This is a genomic window from Pseudooceanicola sp. NS-SX8 (assembly GCF_057380755.1).
Genome location: NZ_CM170819.1, coordinates 4,401,663 through 4,416,704, shown reverse-complemented (window position 1 = coordinate 4,416,704; position 15,042 = coordinate 4,401,663). Strand labels below are relative to the sequence as shown.

The following is a 15,042-nucleotide window of genomic DNA, read 5'->3' as shown; positions in this document are numbered from 1 at the left end:
GCGGCCCCCGGGGGTGCTTTCTGGGAGTTCGTGGATCAGGCCAGGCCGATGCGGCGTTCGCGGCGCATGACCATGCCGATGAAGAGCAGGGAGACGAGGCCGCAGGCCAGCATCAGCCAGATCAGCGGGAAGGCTCCGGAGCCGGGGTGCAGCAGCGAGCCCGCAAAGGCCGAGAGCGCCGCGCCACCGCCGATCATCATGGCCCCGCCCAGGCCGGAAGCGGTGCCCGCCAGGTGCGGCCGGACCGAGAGCATGCCGGCGTTGGCGCAGGGGATCGTCATTCCGGAGCCGAAGCCCACGAAGATCATCGCGCCGAAGAAGCTGTAGGGGCCGCCGATCCCGGCGTAGGCCAGTACGAGCGACAGGATCATCCCGGCGGAGACGATGACGCCGCCGCCGACGATCATCCGGTTGGTGCCGATGCGCGCGGCCTGCTGACCGGTGAACCAGTTGCCGGCGAAGTAGCCGATGCCGCAGACCGCGTTGAAGATGCCGAACTGCGTGGGCGAGAGGCCGAAGACATTGGTCGCCACGAAGGGCCCGCCGCCGATATAGGCGAAGAAGGCGCCCGAACAGGTGGCGGAAGCCATGGAATAGCCCCAGAAGCGCGGGGATTTCAGCAGCTCGGGGTATTCGCCGAACTGGCGCAGGATCGACAGGGAGGAGGGCTTGGCCGTTTCGCCCAGGTCGGCCCAGGTCAGGGCGAAGATGCCGATCCCGAAGGCGAAGAGCACCCAGAAGGAGGCCTGCCAGCCGAAGAGTTCATCCAGCATCCCGCCCAGGACGGGGGCGAACATCGGCACCATGGACATGCCCATGGTGACATAGCCCATCATCGCCGCCGCCCGGTCCGGCGTGTTGATGTCGCGCACGATCGCGCGCGAGAGCACCATGCAGCCCGCCACCGTGGCCTGGGTCAGGCGGAACACCATGAACAGGGTGAAGTTGGGCGCCAGCAGGCAGCCGAAGGTCGCCACGATGAAGATCGACAGCGACCACAGCAGCACCAGGCGGCGCCCGTACCGGTCGGCCAGCGGCCCGATGAAGATCTGCAGGAAGCCCGAAACCGCCAGGTAGCCCGCGACGGCAAGCTGGACGTGCTTGTAATCGACCTCGAAATGCGCGGCGATCTTTGGCAGGGAGGGGAGGAAGACATTCATCGTCATCGCCCCGATCCCGGCAAGAAGGATCAGCGTCGTCAGGTTGGGCGGCGTGGTCCGATCCAGAAATCGGCGGGCTTGGGGATTTGTCATGCAATTCTGCTAGTCGCGTGAAACGTGCATGTCCATGCGGTTTGCACGTAGTTTGCTGTTTTGCAATTTGCAGATGAGGCGCGGCCAATAGTTTGCAAATTTGCCCCTTTTTCCTTTCCTGCGGGGGTTTGGGGCGATTATGGTCCTTGGGACTTCGCGGGGCTGGCCGGGTGAGTCCGGCGCGGCCGGGCGGGACCGGGACGGGATCTGCACGGGAGGGAGGGGCCGTCCGGAAGGCCCGTCCCCGATGGGCCCGGCGGGGCCCGACATGGAGGGAGAGCGCGATGAAGGATATCCTGGAAGAGCTGCGCCAGCGGCGCGAGACGGCCCGCCTTGGCGGGGGCGAGCGACGCATCGAGGCGCAGCATGCCAAGGGCAAGCTGACCGCGCGGGAGCGGATCGAACTGCTGCTGGATGCGGACAGTTTCGAGGAATTCGACATGTTCGTCGCGCATCGCTGCACCGACTTCGGCATGGAGAAGCAGCGCCCCTACGGCGACGGCGTCGTCACCGGCTGGGGCACGATCAACGGTCGGATGGTCTATGTCTTCAGCCAGGATTTCACCGTCTTCGGCGGCTCCCTGTCCGAGACCCACGCGCAGAAGATCTGCAAGATCATGGATATGGCGGTGCAGAACGGCGCGCCGGTCATCGGGTTGAACGATTCTGGTGGTGCGCGGATCCAGGAGGGCGTCGCCTCCCTCGCCGGTTACGCCGACGTGTTCCAGCGCAACATCATGGCCTCTGGCGTGGTGCCGCAGATCAGCGTGATCATGGGCCCCTGCGCGGGTGGCGCGGTGTATTCCCCTGCAATGACCGACTTCATCTTCATGGTGAAGGACAGCAGCTACATGTTCGTGACCGGCCCCGACGTGGTGAAGACCGTCACCAACGAGGTGGTCACGGCCGAGGAGCTGGGCGGGGCCAGCACCCACACGAAGAAGTCCAGCGTTGCCGATGGCGCCTTCGAGAATGACGTGGAAGCGATGGAGGAGGTCCGCCGCCTGGTCGATTTCCTGCCGCTGAACAACCGTGAAAAGCCGCCCGTGCGGCCCTTCTTCGATGATGTCGACCGCATCGAGGGCAGCCTGGACACGCTGATCCCGGAAAACGCCAACAGCCCCTATGACATGAAGGAGCTGATCCTGAAGGTCGCGGACGAGGGCGATTTCTACGAGATCCAGGAAGATTTCGCGAAAAACATCCTGACCGGCTTCATCCGCCTGGAAGGGCAGACCGTGGGCGTGGTGGCGAACCAGCCGATGGTGCTGGCAGGCTGCCTGGACATCGACTCGAGCCGGAAGGCGGCGCGTTTCGTGCGCTTCTGCGATGCCTTCGAGATCCCGATCCTGACCTTTGTCGACGTGCCGGGCTTCCTGCCGGGGACGGGCCAGGAATACGGCGGGGTGATCAAGCATGGCGCGAAGCTGCTGTTCGCCTATGGCGAGGCGACGGTGCCCAAGGTGACGGTGATCACCCGCAAGGCCTATGGCGGTGCCTATGACGTGATGGCCTCGAAACACCTGCGCGGCGATTTCAACTACGCCTGGCCCACGGCGGAGATCGCGGTGATGGGCGCCAAGGGCGCGACCGAGATCATCCACCGTGCCGACCTGGGCGATGCGGAGAAGATCGCGCAGCACACCAAGGATTACGAGGACCGCTTCGCCAATCCCTTCGTTGCCGCCGAACGCGGCTTCATCGACGAGGTGATCCAGCCCCGGTCGACCCGGCGCCGGGTGGCCCGCGCCTTTGCGAGCCTGCGCGGCAAGAAGCTGCAGAACCCCTGGAAGAAACACGACAACATCCCGCTGTGAGGGCGTTGTCGGGAGGAGCATGAGATGGCGCGGGGCAAGAGCCGGGGCGGCTGGCACAGGGTGAGGGAGGAGGACGCGGTCACGATCGCGCGCCGTCTGCCCGTGCGTTTCGACTTCGCGGTCGAGGCGGAGCTGCCCTGCGCGGGGGAGCTTAGCCTGACCCGTGTCGCCCACCAGGTGCGGCAGGACATGTGGCGCGCCCTGCAGGGGCTGCGCGGCTTTGCCCCCGCCGTGCGGGTGGAGCAGAAGGCCGGTTTCGTGCTGCTGCGCGCGGGGGGCGAGGTCGCCGGGCCCGTCTCTGCCCGCCACCGGGAGGCGCTGGCGGCGCTGCTGGCGAATCCGGCCAAGCGCGCACGCTGGATCACTTTCGCGGGGAGGCGGGCCAATGGCTGATTTCCGCCGAAGCGCCGGGCAGGGCGCCCTGATCTGCATGGTTTCCGGGCCCGACAGGGGCCTGGCGCCGGGTCCGGATCTTGGGTCGTGCAGCCTTGTGAAACAAGATGTTGCGGCAGGCTGCGCAGCTGTCTATCAGCCTGAGCTTTTCGGAGCACAGGGAAGGGCACAGGCACAGGCCATGACAGCACCCAGATATGAAAACTCCCGCACCTCGGCTAGACTTGGCCCCAGAGGCCGCTACGTATCGGCCCAAGTCGCGGGAACCGTTTCCAAAGGGTTCGAGGAACCCCGGTCCTGCGAGAGGCATCACAGGAGAAACCTCACATGTCCAAGAGCATCCACTTCGCCCTCGCCGTTGCTTTCGTCGCCGGCGTTGCAGCCTGCTCCAAGCCGGCGGAAGACGATTACGTCGTCGTCCAGCCCGAGCCGATCTCGTCCGAGCCGGTCTACACCGGCAAGTACAAGTAAGCGCCTGCGGGCCGGGGGGCGGGCTGCGCCTGCCCTCCTGACCGGTGCCATTGCCGGGGCCATGACCCGTGCCTGCCACGGGTCGCCGATCCCGGGCGCTGCGATCCTTCGGACGGAGGGCGCAGCATGCTGAAGCACCGCGGTTTCCCGGGCCGTCTTCCGGGTACGGACTTCCAGTTCACCATCCGCCGCGCCAATCCCAAGGGGATCACGCCGATCATCCGGCGCGAGCGTTACCGTGACCGTCGCGCGCCCGACAAGCGCGCGGACGAGGGGTTCGTTGCGGCCCTGTGGCAGGCCTTTGGCGATCAGCCCTTCGAGCGGGGCAACCTGGACGCCGGGCGGCTGAGCTGGCTGTTCGAGCGGGAGGTTCTGCCGGCGGAGGAGCCCTTTGATCCGGAGAGCTACGAAGCGCTGCTGGTGCTGGACGAGGCCGCGGCCCGTGCCGCATTTCCGGGCGCCTTCGAAGAGGAGGACTGGGCGTGAACCTGCCGGGGTCCATGGTTGCCGAGCGGAAAACGGCCGGGATCGCGGGGGGCGCGGTATGCGCCCTTGCGCGGTCGGGTCGGGCAGGCAGCATGGATCCCGTCGCCCCCGCCTGCGCCCTGTCGGCGGCGGTGACTTGTCTATACCGTTACCCTTCCCTTTCCGGGCGGCCGCTTGTCCCCTATACGCGGTCGCCCGTTCTTTTGCCTGCTGTTTTGCCCGCCATTCCATCGGTTGGAATTCCGTCGGCCACCATTTCTTCGGGGGCGGTGCATCTGACCGTCCGGGCCGGCGCGCGCGGCGGGGATCTGCCGGCATCGGCGGAAAACCCCCGCGTCAAGCAGAGGGCTGTTAACAGCCGGGAACCTTTGCGGCACCTTCGCGTTACATACCGCAGGAAGGTATTCAAAGAAGGTAGAGACACATGTTCAAGAAATCCTGGATCGCAGCAGCCATCGTTTGTTCCGGCCTGGCCGCATGCGGCGACACCATGGGCGAGCAGGCCCTCATCGGTGGTGCAGCAGGCGTTGGCGCCGCAGCCGTCACCGGTGGCAGCGCGGGCACGGGCGCCCTGGTCGGCGCAGCCGGCAACGTGGCCTACTGCCAGTCCAACCCCGGCGCCTGCAACTGATCTGAGCGCCGCGCGCCCGGGCCGCATGGCCCGTGGCGCCTGCCAATTCGAAACGGCTTTCAGCCCCTCGTCGCGCGGTCTGCGTGACGGGGGGCTTTTCGTATGCGCCGCCACCCCGGTCGCGGGCGCGGTGACTGACCTAAAACGACCTCGGGGAAGGGGACAGACATGTTCAAGAAGATCCTGATCGCGAACCGGGGCGAGATCGCCTGCCGCGTCATCAAGACCGCGCGCAAGATGGGCATCACGACCGTCGCCATCTATTCCGATGCCGACCGCAATGCCCTGCATGTGGCCATGGCCGACGAGGCCGTGCACATCGGTCCGCCCCCCGCGAACCAGTCCTACATCGTCATCGACAAGGTGATGGCGGCGATCAAGGAGAGCGGTGCAGAGGCCGTGCACCCGGGCTATGGCTTCCTGTCCGAGAACGCCAAGTTCGCCGAGGCCCTGTCTGCCGCCGGTGTCGCCTTCGTCGGCCCGCCGGTCGGTGCGATCGAGAAGATGGGCGACAAGATCACCTCGAAGAAGATTGCCCAGGAGGCCGGGGTGTCGACCGTGCCGGGCTACATGGGTCTGATCGAGGATGCGGATGAGGCGGTGAAGATCTCCGGCGAGATCGGGTATCCGGTGATGATCAAGGCCTCTGCCGGGGGCGGCGGCAAGGGCATGCGGATCGCCTGGAACGACGAGGAGGCGCGCGAGGGCTTCCAGTCGTCGAAGAACGAGGCAGCCAACAGTTTCGGCGATGACCGGATCTTCATCGAGAAGTTCGTGACCCAGCCGCGCCACATCGAGATCCAGGTGCTTTGCGATGCGCATGGCAACGGGATCTACCTGGGGGAGCGGGAGTGCTCGATCCAGCGCCGGAACCAGAAGGTTGTCGAAGAGGCGCCGAGCCCCTTCCTGGATGAGGAGACCCGCCGCGCCATGGGCGAGCAGGCCGTGGCCCTGGCCAAAGCCGTGGGTTATGCCAGCGCCGGGACCGTCGAATTCATCGTGGACGGCGAGAAGAACTTCTACTTCCTGGAAATGAACACCCGCCTGCAGGTGGAACACCCGGTGACGGAGCTGATCACCGGCGTCGACCTGGTGGAGCAGATGATCCGGGTCGCGAACGGCGAGCCGCTGAGCATGACCCAGGACGACGTGACCCTGACCGGCTGGGCGATCGAGAACCGGCTTTACGCGGAAGACCCGTACCGGAACTTCCTGCCCTCCATCGGGCGGCTGACGCGTTACAGCCCGCCGGCGGAGATGGCCGCGGGCCCGCTTCTGGGCAATGGCAAGTGGCAGGGCGAGGCGCCGGTGGGCGATCACGCGGTGCGCAATGACACCGGCGTCTACGACGGTGGCGAGATCAGCATGTACTACGACCCGATGATCGCCAAGCTCTGCACCTGGGCGCCGACGCGGGAGGCCGCCATCGAGGCCATGCGCGATGCGCTGGACGGGTTCGAGGTGGAAGGCATCGGGCACAACCTGCCGTTCCTGTCGGCGGTGATGGATCACCCCCGCTTCACCTCCGGCGCGATGACCACGGCCTTCATCGCCGAGGAATATCCCGACGGGTTTGAGGGGGTCACCCTTGGCACGCCCGAGCTGAAGCGTATCGCGGCCGCCTGCGCGGCGATGAACCGGGTGGCCGAGATCCGCAAGGCGCGGATCACCGGGCGGATGAGCAACCATGAGCGCGTGGTGGGCAGCGACTGGGTCGTCAGCCTGCAGGGCAGCGATTTCGCCGTGACCGTGGGCGCCGACCACGAGGGCGCCTCGGTCGACTTCGGGCAGGGAGAGGTCCTGCGGGTCGAGGGCGACTGGACCCCGGGCGACACCCTTGCGCGGATGGTCGTGGGGGGCACCGGGCTGGTGCTGAAGGTCGACTACGTGACGGGCGGGTTCCGCATCCGGTCGCGCGGGGCGGACCTGAAAGTGCATGTGCGCAACCCGCGCCAGGCGGAACTGGCGAAGCTGATGCCCGAGAAGCTGCCGCCGGATACCTCCAAGCTGCTGCTTTGCCCGATGCCGGGGTTGGTGGTGAAGATCGACGTGGAGGAAGGCCAGGAAGTGCAGGAGGGCCAGGCCCTTTGCACCATCGAGGCGATGAAGATGGAAAACATCCTGCGCGCCGAGAAGAGGGCCATGGTGACCAAGATCAACGCAGGTCCCGGCGACAGCCTGGCCGTGGACGAAGTGATCATGGAGTTCGAATGAGCCATGGGGCAGGACGGGACATATCGGCGCGGCGGCCTGGTCGCCACGATTGCCGGGGTCGTCCTGCTTGTCTTCGCGGCGCCCCATCTGCCCCAGCACCTGATCCTGGTGGGGCACGGGGCCTGTTTCGTCCTGGTGGGGTTTGGCCTTCTGGCGACCTGGAAGCGGGCGCAAATCCGGCCCCTGTTGCAGATCGTCCTGCTGGTCCTGCTGCCGCTGGCCAGCCTTGCCGCGCTGCTGATTGCGGGGGTGTTGCTGTTCATGCCCGACACCGGGAGCGCCGCCCCGGGGGGCACGGCGGGGATGGCCGGGCGGCTTTTGCCGGCGGCCATCGGGGCCATCGTGGTGGCCTTCGGCTGGGTCGCCGGGCCGATTGCCCAGGAACTGCGCCGTAACGAGGAGAAGGCCGAACGCCGCCGCGACATGATCGAGGCGACCGCGCTGGAAATGCTGAAGAACGGCGACTTTGCCGCGCGCCTGGACGTGGTGACGGTCAAGGCCCAGATCGAGAAGGCCTTCGAAGATGACGCCGACTACAAGGTCTTCGTCTTCTTCGGGCGTGACTTCGGAACGCTGAACCGGCTGATCGAACAGGTGGAGATTTTGCGTCAGGGCGAGATCGACGCGATGATGGATCTGTACCAGACCCTGCGCAGGCTGCAGGAAATGGAAGCGCGCATGGATTCAGAGCTGTTCCGGGAGCTGCCGGCAACGCGGCGCATGAACGCGGTCTTCATGTATTACGACAGGCTGTCGACGCTGCCCGGTATCGTGGAGAAGGCACTGAGAGCGCTTGGCAAGACGAAACACGCGGACAATCTGAACAAGGTTGTCACGGAGCAGACGAAGGTCTTTGAGCAAAGCCGGGCTGCCCAGGCGTCCAATACGGATCTTGCGGGATGAGTGCCTTTATCAAAGCCCTCAGATCAGGGGATTTTCCTCTCCCTGGACCGGTCCGGTGGGGTAGAAGTCGGGCTGATTGTTCATCGGAGGCTTCCTGCTCTGGCTTTGCCACTCTTGTCGGACGGGTTTATCTAGGCAGTCTTGCACGGAAAGTCAAGAAAACAAGGGAAATCGACTGGTTGCCCCCCGCAAAGGCGCCAGGGGTTTTCCACGAATTCGCGGTGAATCCGCCCTTTAAGCGCTTTGTCATCCCTGCCGCCGATAAGCGGCGCGGGTTGAACGAAGGGAAAGGGGGCCGGGTCGATGGACGTGATCCTGCATATCGGTGCGCATCGCACCGCGACGACCTCGTTCCAGGGCTACATGCGGGACAATGCCCCCGCGCTGGCCGGGACGGGGATCGGGTTCTGGGGGCCGCGCCGGGTGCGGGGCGGGGTGCTGACCGGGGTGATCCCGGCGCCGGGCCCGCTGAGCCCCGCGCGCCAGTTCGAACGCGCCCGGGGGCGTATCGCGCTGAACCTGGCCAAGGCAGAGGCCGGGCGGGTGCGGCAGCTGGTCATCAGCGAGGAAAACGTGCTGGGCAGCCCGCGGGGAAACCTGCGTCGGCAGCGGCTTTACGCCGATGCGGGGCCGCGCATGGCGGCTTTCGCGGCGGCCTTCGACGGGCGGCTGACGCGGGTCGTCCTGTCGGTGCGCTCGCTGGAGCAGTACTGGCGGTCGGTCCTGGCTTTTGCCGTGGCGCGCGGCCATGCCTGGCCACAGGGCGAACTGCTGGACCGGCTGGTGACCCAGCCGCGCAGCTGGCGGGAGGTGATCTGCGACCTGGCGGAGGCGCTGCGCAAGGTCGCGCCGGGGGTCGAGATCCTGGTGCTGCCGCACGAACGCTACGCCGGCCTGCCGGAACACCGGCTGGCACGGATGCTGGGACGGGACAGCGTCGAGGGATTGCCGCTGACCCATGCCCGGCACTGGCGCAACCGCGCGCCGGATGCCGCGACGCTGATGGCGGAGCGTGGCATGCCCCCCGGCGAGGCGGGGCGGCAATGGCAGCCCTTCGACGCCAGCCAATGCGCCGCGTTGCGGGAGATTTCGCAAGACGATCTGTTCTGGCTGCATGCCGGGGCAGAGGGGCTTGCCCGGCTGGCCCCGGACCCCTGGATGGGGCAGCAGGCCAGGCCGGGACCGCACCCCGGGGCCACCGCCCCGGAGCCGCAGCAAACGGGAGAAAACGGCGCCGCGACACCGGGCAGGATAGACCCGCGCGCGCGTCTCAGGAGAAGAGGACAAGGCGATGACTTCGAAGAAGGAAGACTGGGTCAAGCTGGCTGAAAAGGAGCTGCGCGGCCGCCCGTTGGAGGATCTGACCTGGAAGACGCTGGAAGGCATCGAGGTTCAGCCGCTCTATACCGAGGAGGATACGCAGGATCTGCCGCACATGGGCTCCCTGCCCGGTTTCGGACCCTTCACCCGGGGCGTGAAGGCGACGATGTACGCGGGCCGTCCCTGGACCATCCGGCAATACGCGGGCTTTTCCACCGCCGAGGAGAGCAACGCCTTCTATCGCCGCAACCTGGCCGCCGGTCAGCAGGGGGTCTCGGTCGCCTTCGACCTGGCCACCCACCGGGGCTATGACAGCGACCACCCCCGCGTGGTGGGCGATGTCGGCAAGGCGGGCGTGGCCATCGACAGCGTCGAGGACATGAAGATCCTGTTCGACGGCATCCCGCTGGACAAGGTCTCCGTCTCGATGACGATGAACGGCGCGGTGATCCCGATCCTGGCGAGCTTCATCGTGGCCGGTGAGGAGCAGGGCCATGACAAGGCGCTGCTGGCCGGCACGATCCAGAACGACATCCTGAAAGAGTTCATGGTGCGGAACACCTACATCTATCCGCCCGAACCCTCTATGCGCATCATCTCGGACATCATCGAGTACACCTCGAACGAGATGCCGAAGTTCAACAGCATCTCGATTTCCGGCTACCACATGCAGGAAGCGGGCGCGAACCTGGTGCAGGAGCTGGCCTACACCCTGGCCGACGGGCGCGAGTACGTGCGCGCGGCCATGGATGCGGGGATGGACGTGGACAAGTTCGCGGGCCGTCTGTCGTTCTTCTTTGCCATCGGCATGAATTTCTTCATGGAAATCGCCAAGCTGCGGGCGGCGCGCACCCTGTGGCACCGCATCATGACCGAGTTCGGCGCCAAGTCGGAGCGGTCCAAGATGCTGCGGACGCACTGCCAGACCTCGGGCGTGAGCTTGCAGGAGCAGGATCCCTACAACAACGTCATCCGCACCGCCTATGAGGCCATGAGCGCGGTTCTGGGCGGCACCCAGTCGTTGCACACCAACGCGCTGGACGAAGCCATCGCCCTGCCCACCGACTTCAGCGCCCGGATCGCCCGCAACACCCAGCTGGTGCTGCAGGAAGAGACCGGCGTGACCAATGTGGTCGATCCGCTGGCGGGCTCCTACTACATCGAGAGCCTGACCAACGAGCTGATCGAGAAGGCCTGGGCGCTGATGCAGGAGGTCGAGGAGATGGGCGGTATGACCAAGGCCGTGGCCTCGGGGATGCCGAAGCTGCGGATCGAGGAAAGCGCCGCGCGGCGGCAGGCGATGATCGACCGGGGCGAAGAGGTGATCGTCGGGGTCAACAAGTACCGCAAGGACAAGGAAGACCCGATCGACATCCTAGATGTCGACAACGTCAAGGTGCGCGAAAGCCAGATCGCACGGCTGGAGGCAATCCGCGCCAGCCGCGACGAAGCTGCCTGTCAGGCGGCTCTGGACGAGCTGACGCGCCGCGCCAAGGAGGGCGGCAACCTGCTGGAAGCCGCCGTCGAAGCCGCCCGCACCCGGGCCTCTGTCGGAGAGATCAGCATGGCAATGGAGAAGGAATTCGGCCGCCACCAGGCTGAGGTCAAGACACTGGCCGGGGTCTACGGGGCCGCCTATGAGGGCGACGAGGGCTTTGCCGCCATCCAGAAGGCGGTGGAGGACTTCGCCGAGGAAGAGGGGCGGCGTCCGCGGATGCTGGTGGTGAAGATGGGCCAGGACGGTCACGACCGGGGCGCCAAGGTGATCGCCACCGCCTTTGCCGACATCGGGTTCGACGTCGATGTGGGCCCGCTGTTCCAGACGCCCGAGGAAGCCGCGCAGGATGCCATCGACAATGACGTGCACGTGGTGGGCATCAGCTCCCAGGCGGCGGGGCACAAGACACTGGCGCCGCAGCTGATCGAGGCGCTGAAGGCCAAGGACGCGGGCGATATCCTGGTGATCTGCGGCGGCGTGATCCCGCACCAGGATTACGAGTTCCTGAAGAAGGCCGGGGTGAAGGCGATCTTCGGCCCGGGCACCAACATCCCGGCGGCCGCGCAGGAGATCCTGCAGCTGATCCGCCAGGCGCGCGCCTGAGCGCGCGGGGCGCGCCGGGGAAGCCGGCGTCAGAAGTTGTGCGGTCCCGGCGCCCAGCCGGGGCTGCCCAGTTCCCAGCCGTCAAAGGTGAAGGCGGGTGAAACCAGGCAGGTCACCAGTGTCCAGCCGCGCACCGCTTCGGCGGATTGCCAGCGGTGACGCGGGATGAAGTGGCTGGGCCGCTGGCCCGCCAGAACGTCGGCGCCGAGCCAGCTTTCGCAGGGATCATCGGTGTCGGTGTCCGCCACAAGGCAGCGCAGGGGCGATCCGGCATGGAAGTACCAGGTCTCGTCACAATCGATGCGGTGCCAGGCGCAGGTCTGGCCCTCTTCCAGCAGGTAGTAGATGGCAGAGACGCCGGGGCGGTGCCCCCCGGTCCAGTCTGGTTGCCAGGTGTCGCGATGCCAGCCGCCTTCGGGATGCGGCGCCAGCTGCAGCGCGTCGATCAGGTCGCGTGCGGTTGTCATGTCTGTCCCCCTTGCGCGCGGGTCACCTGTCCGGGGCGCCGCGCTGTCTTTCGGCCGGGTTTGACCGAAACCTGACCGTATGGTCCGAGAAAGACCCAGCGTGGCGGGCGAGGAAAGGCATTTTCGCGCAAAAGCGCTGTTGCGCAGGCGACTTTTGTCAAAGGGCGGGGCGGCGTGCCCCGGGCGGTGGCAGGGTCATCTGCTCTTGCGTTCCGCGCTGCGGCGAGAAAGATTGCGACCGACCAGTGCCGGAGTTCCCATGCCTCTTTCCATCCGCCCCGTCGAACCGCGCGATCACGCAGCCCTTGCGGAGATCTTTGGCCATTACGTGCGCAATACCACGGTGTCGCTGAGCGCGGTGGAGAAGGACACGCAGATGATGCGCGCCTATTTCGAGGGGCGGGATGCCCTGGGGCGCGGCAGTTTCCTGGCGGAGGAGGACGGGGTGATCCTGGGCTACGGGACCTATGACCAGTTCCGCCCCAACGACGGCTATCGCCACACGATGGAACATTCGATCATGCTGAGCCCCGAGGCACGCGGACGCGGCGCCGGGCGGGCGCTGATGCAGGCGGTGGAGGACCACGCCCGCGCCCGGGGGCAGCATGTGATGGTGGGCGCGATCACGGCCGACAACCAGGCCAGCATCGCCTTTCACGAGACCCTGGGCTATGAGGTGGTGGGACGGATGCCGCAGGTGGGGCGCAAGTTCGACCAGTGGCACGACCTGGTGCTGATGCAGAAGATCCTGTGACCCGGGAGGGATCAGGTGACCGAAGGGGGCCGGTGGCCCCGGGACCGGGCGACCGCCGAGAGGGACAGAAGGCCCGCCGCGCCCGAAGAGCAATGACCGAGAGAGCCCGATGACCCTGCCTATCTACCTTGTGAACCTTGACCGCCGCCCCGACAGGCTGGAGGTCATGGGCGCCGTCCTGAACGCTGCGGGCCTGCCCTGGGAGCGGGTGTCCGCGGTGGACGCCAAGGCCCAGCCCGAGGGGCGGTTGCATCCCCGCGTGGTGACCGAGGGCCACGTGATTTCCATGGGCCGTGGCAGCCAGGCCTATGCGGCCTCCATGCTGCGTTGCTTCGAAACCCTGCTGTCGCAGCCGGGCGAGGACAGCGATGCGGTGGTCATGCTGCAGGACGATGTGCATCTGTCGGGCGATTTCGCCCGCTTCTGCGCCGATGACAGCTGGATCCCCGAAGAGATCGGCCTGGTGCAGCTGGAGAAGTGGCAGGAACGCAAGCCGCTGAAACTGCTTGGCAACCCCGTGGCCTCCCTGCCGGGGGCCGAGGTGCCGCGCGATCTGCGCCCGCTGCACATGCGCACCGGGGGCGCGGCGGCCTTCTGGATCCGCCGGCGGGTGATGCGCCAGATCGTCGAGGGCAGTTTCGAGGTGCGCTTCCCGGCCGATCACCTGCTGTTCTCGCCCAATGTCTCCCCCGTCTTCGCCGGGGCGGGGGTGGCCATCGTCACGCCCGCGCTGGCCACGCAGACCTGGGACAACCCCTCCGACATCGCGGCGGACCGGAAGTCGGCGCGGACCTGGAAGACGGATCTGCGCCGCAGCGTGACGGAGGTGAACCGCCTGCCGCAGCAGCTTTGCCTGATGGCGCTCGGACGGGCGCGGATGATGGATCCGGGCTACGCCGGTTAGGGCTGTCCGGACACGAGAGACGACACAAGAGCGACGAGGCGATAGGGTTTCCCCATGTCCATCTGGTCCCGCATACTTGAGGCGCTGCAGGCGCTTGCGAAGGGAGAGGCGCTTTCTGCCGTCTTCGACCGGCTGCGCACGCCGCCCGAACGGTCCGTTGCCTTCACCATCGCGGTGATCGCCCTTGGCGCCAAGATGGCCAAGGCGGACGGGCTGGTGACCCGCAACGAGGTGACGGCCTTTCGCGAGGTCTTCCAGATCCCGCCGCAGGAAGAGGCCGGCGCCGCCCGGGTCTTCAACATGGCCCGGCAGGACGTGGCGGGTTACGAGGATTACGCCGCCCGCATCGCCAAGATGTTCGGCCCGCAGAGCCCGGTGCTCTGCGATCTGATGGAGGGGCTGTTTGCCATCGCGGTGGCAGATGGCGAGTACCACGAGGCGGAAGATGCCTTCCTGCGCCGGGTGGGGGAGATCTTTGGCCTGTCGGAGGCGCAGTTCCGCCGTGCCCGGTCCCGTTTCGTGCCCGATGCGCGGCCCGATCCCTATGCGGTGCTGGGCCTGGGGTCCGATGCGACGGTGGAGCAGGCCCGCGCCGCCTGGCGCGAGGCGGTGCGCGAAAGCCACCCGGACCGGATGATCGCACGGGGCCTGCCGGAAGAGGCGGTGAAGATGGCCGAAAAGCGCATGATCGACGTCAATCGCGCCTGGGAAGAGATCAGCGGGCGCCAGCCGGTGCAGTGATCACCAGCCCGTGGCCGGGCTTTGCGCAAGGGCCGCCGCGCCCTATATCTGGGGCATGAAACGGATGATCCTTGCCCCGCTGGTCTGCCTGACCCTTGCCGCCCCGCTTCCGGCCCTGGCCGAGGCGCCAGAGACGCCCGAGACACCTGGGGCGCCGCAGGCCGAGGCCGACAATACCACCAAGATGCGTGACGGGTTGCGGTTGCTGTTCGAGGGTCTGTCGGGCGGGCTGGATGAAACGCTGGACGGCATGGACGAAGCCGCCCGCGACGCCGCCCCGAAGCTGCGGGACTTCGTGGCCCGCATGGGGCCCGCGCTGATCGAGGCGCTCGGCAAGGTGGGGGATCTGGCCAATTACGAGGCCCCGGTCGTGCTGCCCAACGGCGACATCCTGATCAAGCGCAAGGAAGAGGCCCCGGATTACCTGCCCCCGGTCGAGGGCAGCAATCCAGACGGTTCGGTCGACCTGTAACGCCCGATTTCCGGCGAGGCGCCGTCCCCCTCCCATTTTATGGCTGAAAATATCCCCGGGGGTCCGGGGGCAGGCAGCCCCCGGCCTCTCCACCGGCGATCCGGTTCCGGATCAG

General features: G+C 66.9%; 15 protein-coding genes. 13 read left to right on the top strand and 2 right to left on the bottom strand.

Annotation, left to right across the window (positions count from 1 at the left end):
• Positions 1–35: 35 nt before the first annotated feature.
• Positions 36–1,253, bottom strand: coding sequence for a multidrug effflux MFS transporter (locus tag AC2IR1_RS20290; RefSeq protein ID WP_486473790.1), 1,218 nt, complete (start codon positions 1,251–1,253; stop codon positions 36–38).
• 284 nt (positions 1,254–1,537) lie between these two features.
• On the opposite strand from AC2IR1_RS20290, the gene AC2IR1_RS20285 reads away from it, so the two are divergent.
• The 9 genes from AC2IR1_RS20285 (at position 1,538) to scpA (ending at position 11,589) form a co-directional block, all read left to right on the top strand.
• Positions 1,538–3,070 (top strand): acyl-CoA carboxylase subunit beta, encoded by a 1,533-nt coding sequence (locus tag AC2IR1_RS20285; RefSeq protein ID WP_486473789.1) that lies wholly within the window; start codon positions 1,538–1,540, stop codon positions 3,068–3,070.
• 24 nt (positions 3,071–3,094) lie between these two features.
• On the top strand, positions 3,095–3,463 hold the full coding sequence (locus tag AC2IR1_RS20280) for a hypothetical protein (protein ID WP_486473788.1): 369 nt from the start codon (positions 3,095–3,097) through the stop codon (positions 3,461–3,463).
• 327 nt (positions 3,464–3,790) lie between these two features.
• Entirely contained in the window at positions 3,791–3,934 is a 144-nt protein-coding gene (locus tag AC2IR1_RS20275) for a hypothetical protein (RefSeq protein ID WP_486473787.1), read from the top strand.
• Positions 3,935–4,060: 126 nt separating this feature from the next.
• A complete protein-coding gene (locus tag AC2IR1_RS20270) occupies positions 4,061–4,420 on the top strand; it encodes a hypothetical protein (RefSeq protein WP_486473786.1) in 360 nt (119 codons plus the stop codon).
• A gap of 424 nt (positions 4,421–4,844) precedes the next feature.
• Positions 4,845–5,051, top strand: a complete 207-nt coding sequence (locus tag AC2IR1_RS20265; RefSeq protein ID WP_486473785.1) for a hypothetical protein — start codon at positions 4,845–4,847, stop codon at positions 5,049–5,051.
• Positions 5,052–5,219: 168 nt separating this feature from the next.
• The gene (locus AC2IR1_RS20260; protein ID WP_486473784.1) at positions 5,220–7,265 is read left to right on the top strand and encodes an ATP-binding protein; all 2,046 of its coding nucleotides are present in this window, start codon (positions 5,220–5,222) and stop codon (positions 7,263–7,265) included.
• A 3-nt stretch (positions 7,266–7,268) separates the two neighbouring features.
• Positions 7,269–8,168 carry a hypothetical protein gene (locus tag AC2IR1_RS20255; RefSeq protein WP_486473783.1) on the top strand — a complete coding sequence of 300 codons (900 nt, stop codon included), beginning with the start codon at positions 7,269–7,271 and terminating at the stop codon, positions 8,166–8,168.
• A gap of 303 nt (positions 8,169–8,471) precedes the next feature.
• On the top strand, positions 8,472–9,497 hold the full coding sequence (locus AC2IR1_RS20250; RefSeq protein ID WP_486473782.1) for a hypothetical protein: 1,026 nt from the start codon (positions 8,472–8,474) through the stop codon (positions 9,495–9,497).
• The gene (gene scpA / locus AC2IR1_RS20245) at positions 9,460–11,589 is read left to right on the top strand and encodes a methylmalonyl-CoA mutase (RefSeq protein ID WP_486473781.1); all 2,130 of its coding nucleotides are present in this window, start codon (positions 9,460–9,462) and stop codon (positions 11,587–11,589) included. The genes AC2IR1_RS20250 and scpA overlap by 38 nt, the downstream gene beginning before the upstream one ends.
• A gap of 29 nt (positions 11,590–11,618) precedes the next feature.
• Here the strand turns inward: scpA and AC2IR1_RS20240 are convergent, their stop codons facing one another.
• Complete coding sequence (locus AC2IR1_RS20240; protein WP_486473780.1) at positions 11,619–12,056, bottom strand: cupin domain-containing protein; 438 nt, start codon at positions 12,054–12,056, stop codon at positions 11,619–11,621.
• 259 nt (positions 12,057–12,315) lie between these two features.
• On the opposite strand from AC2IR1_RS20240, the gene AC2IR1_RS20235 reads away from it, so the two are divergent.
• The 4 genes from AC2IR1_RS20235 to AC2IR1_RS20220 all read left to right on the top strand — a co-directional run bounded on the left by AC2IR1_RS20235 (position 12,316) and on the right by AC2IR1_RS20220 (position 14,927).
• On the top strand, positions 12,316–12,810 hold the full coding sequence (locus AC2IR1_RS20235) for a GNAT family N-acetyltransferase (protein WP_486473779.1): 495 nt from the start codon (positions 12,316–12,318) through the stop codon (positions 12,808–12,810).
• Positions 12,811–12,919: 109 nt separating this feature from the next.
• Complete coding sequence (locus AC2IR1_RS20230; protein WP_486473778.1) at positions 12,920–13,714, top strand: glycosyltransferase family 25 protein; 795 nt, start codon at positions 12,920–12,922, stop codon at positions 13,712–13,714.
• 54 nt (positions 13,715–13,768) lie between these two features.
• Positions 13,769–14,455, top strand: a complete 687-nt coding sequence (locus AC2IR1_RS20225) for a TerB family tellurite resistance protein (RefSeq protein ID WP_486473777.1) — start codon at positions 13,769–13,771, stop codon at positions 14,453–14,455.
• Positions 14,456–14,510: 55 nt separating this feature from the next.
• Complete coding sequence (locus AC2IR1_RS20220) at positions 14,511–14,927, top strand: hypothetical protein (RefSeq protein ID WP_486473776.1); 417 nt, start codon at positions 14,511–14,513, stop codon at positions 14,925–14,927.
• Positions 14,928–15,042: the final 115 nt, after the last annotated feature.

Excerpts from the sequence above, each read along its gene's own strand:
- scpA (WP_486473781.1), top strand. The coding sequence starts at position 9,460 with ATGACTTCGAAGAAGGAAGACTGGGTCAAGCTGGCTGAAAAGGAGCTG.
- AC2IR1_RS20285 (WP_486473789.1), top strand. The coding sequence starts at position 1,538 with ATGAAGGATATCCTGGAAGAGCTGCGCCAGCGGCGCGAGACGGCCCGC.
- AC2IR1_RS20275 (WP_486473787.1), top strand. The coding sequence starts at position 3,791 with ATGTCCAAGAGCATCCACTTCGCCCTCGCCGTTGCTTTCGTCGCCGGC.
- AC2IR1_RS20280 (WP_486473788.1), top strand. The coding sequence starts at position 3,095 with ATGGCGCGGGGCAAGAGCCGGGGCGGCTGGCACAGGGTGAGGGAGGAG.
- AC2IR1_RS20270 (WP_486473786.1), top strand. The coding sequence starts at position 4,061 with ATGCTGAAGCACCGCGGTTTCCCGGGCCGTCTTCCGGGTACGGACTTC.
- AC2IR1_RS20235 (WP_486473779.1), top strand. The coding sequence starts at position 12,316 with ATGCCTCTTTCCATCCGCCCCGTCGAACCGCGCGATCACGCAGCCCTT.
- AC2IR1_RS20290 (WP_486473790.1), bottom strand. The coding sequence starts at position 1,253 with ATGACAAATCCCCAAGCCCGCCGATTTCTGGATCGGACCACGCCGCCC.
- AC2IR1_RS20220 (WP_486473776.1), top strand. The coding sequence starts at position 14,511 with ATGAAACGGATGATCCTTGCCCCGCTGGTCTGCCTGACCCTTGCCGCC.
- AC2IR1_RS20260 (WP_486473784.1), top strand. The coding sequence starts at position 5,220 with ATGTTCAAGAAGATCCTGATCGCGAACCGGGGCGAGATCGCCTGCCGC.
- AC2IR1_RS20230 (WP_486473778.1), top strand. The coding sequence starts at position 12,920 with ATGACCCTGCCTATCTACCTTGTGAACCTTGACCGCCGCCCCGACAGG.
- AC2IR1_RS20240 (WP_486473780.1), bottom strand. The coding sequence starts at position 12,056 with ATGACAACCGCACGCGACCTGATCGACGCGCTGCAGCTGGCGCCGCAT.
- AC2IR1_RS20255 (WP_486473783.1), top strand. The coding sequence starts at position 7,269 with ATGGGGCAGGACGGGACATATCGGCGCGGCGGCCTGGTCGCCACGATT.
- AC2IR1_RS20225 (WP_486473777.1), top strand. The coding sequence starts at position 13,769 with ATGTCCATCTGGTCCCGCATACTTGAGGCGCTGCAGGCGCTTGCGAAG.
- AC2IR1_RS20265 (WP_486473785.1), top strand. The coding sequence starts at position 4,845 with ATGTTCAAGAAATCCTGGATCGCAGCAGCCATCGTTTGTTCCGGCCTG.
- AC2IR1_RS20250 (WP_486473782.1), top strand. The coding sequence starts at position 8,472 with ATGGACGTGATCCTGCATATCGGTGCGCATCGCACCGCGACGACCTCG.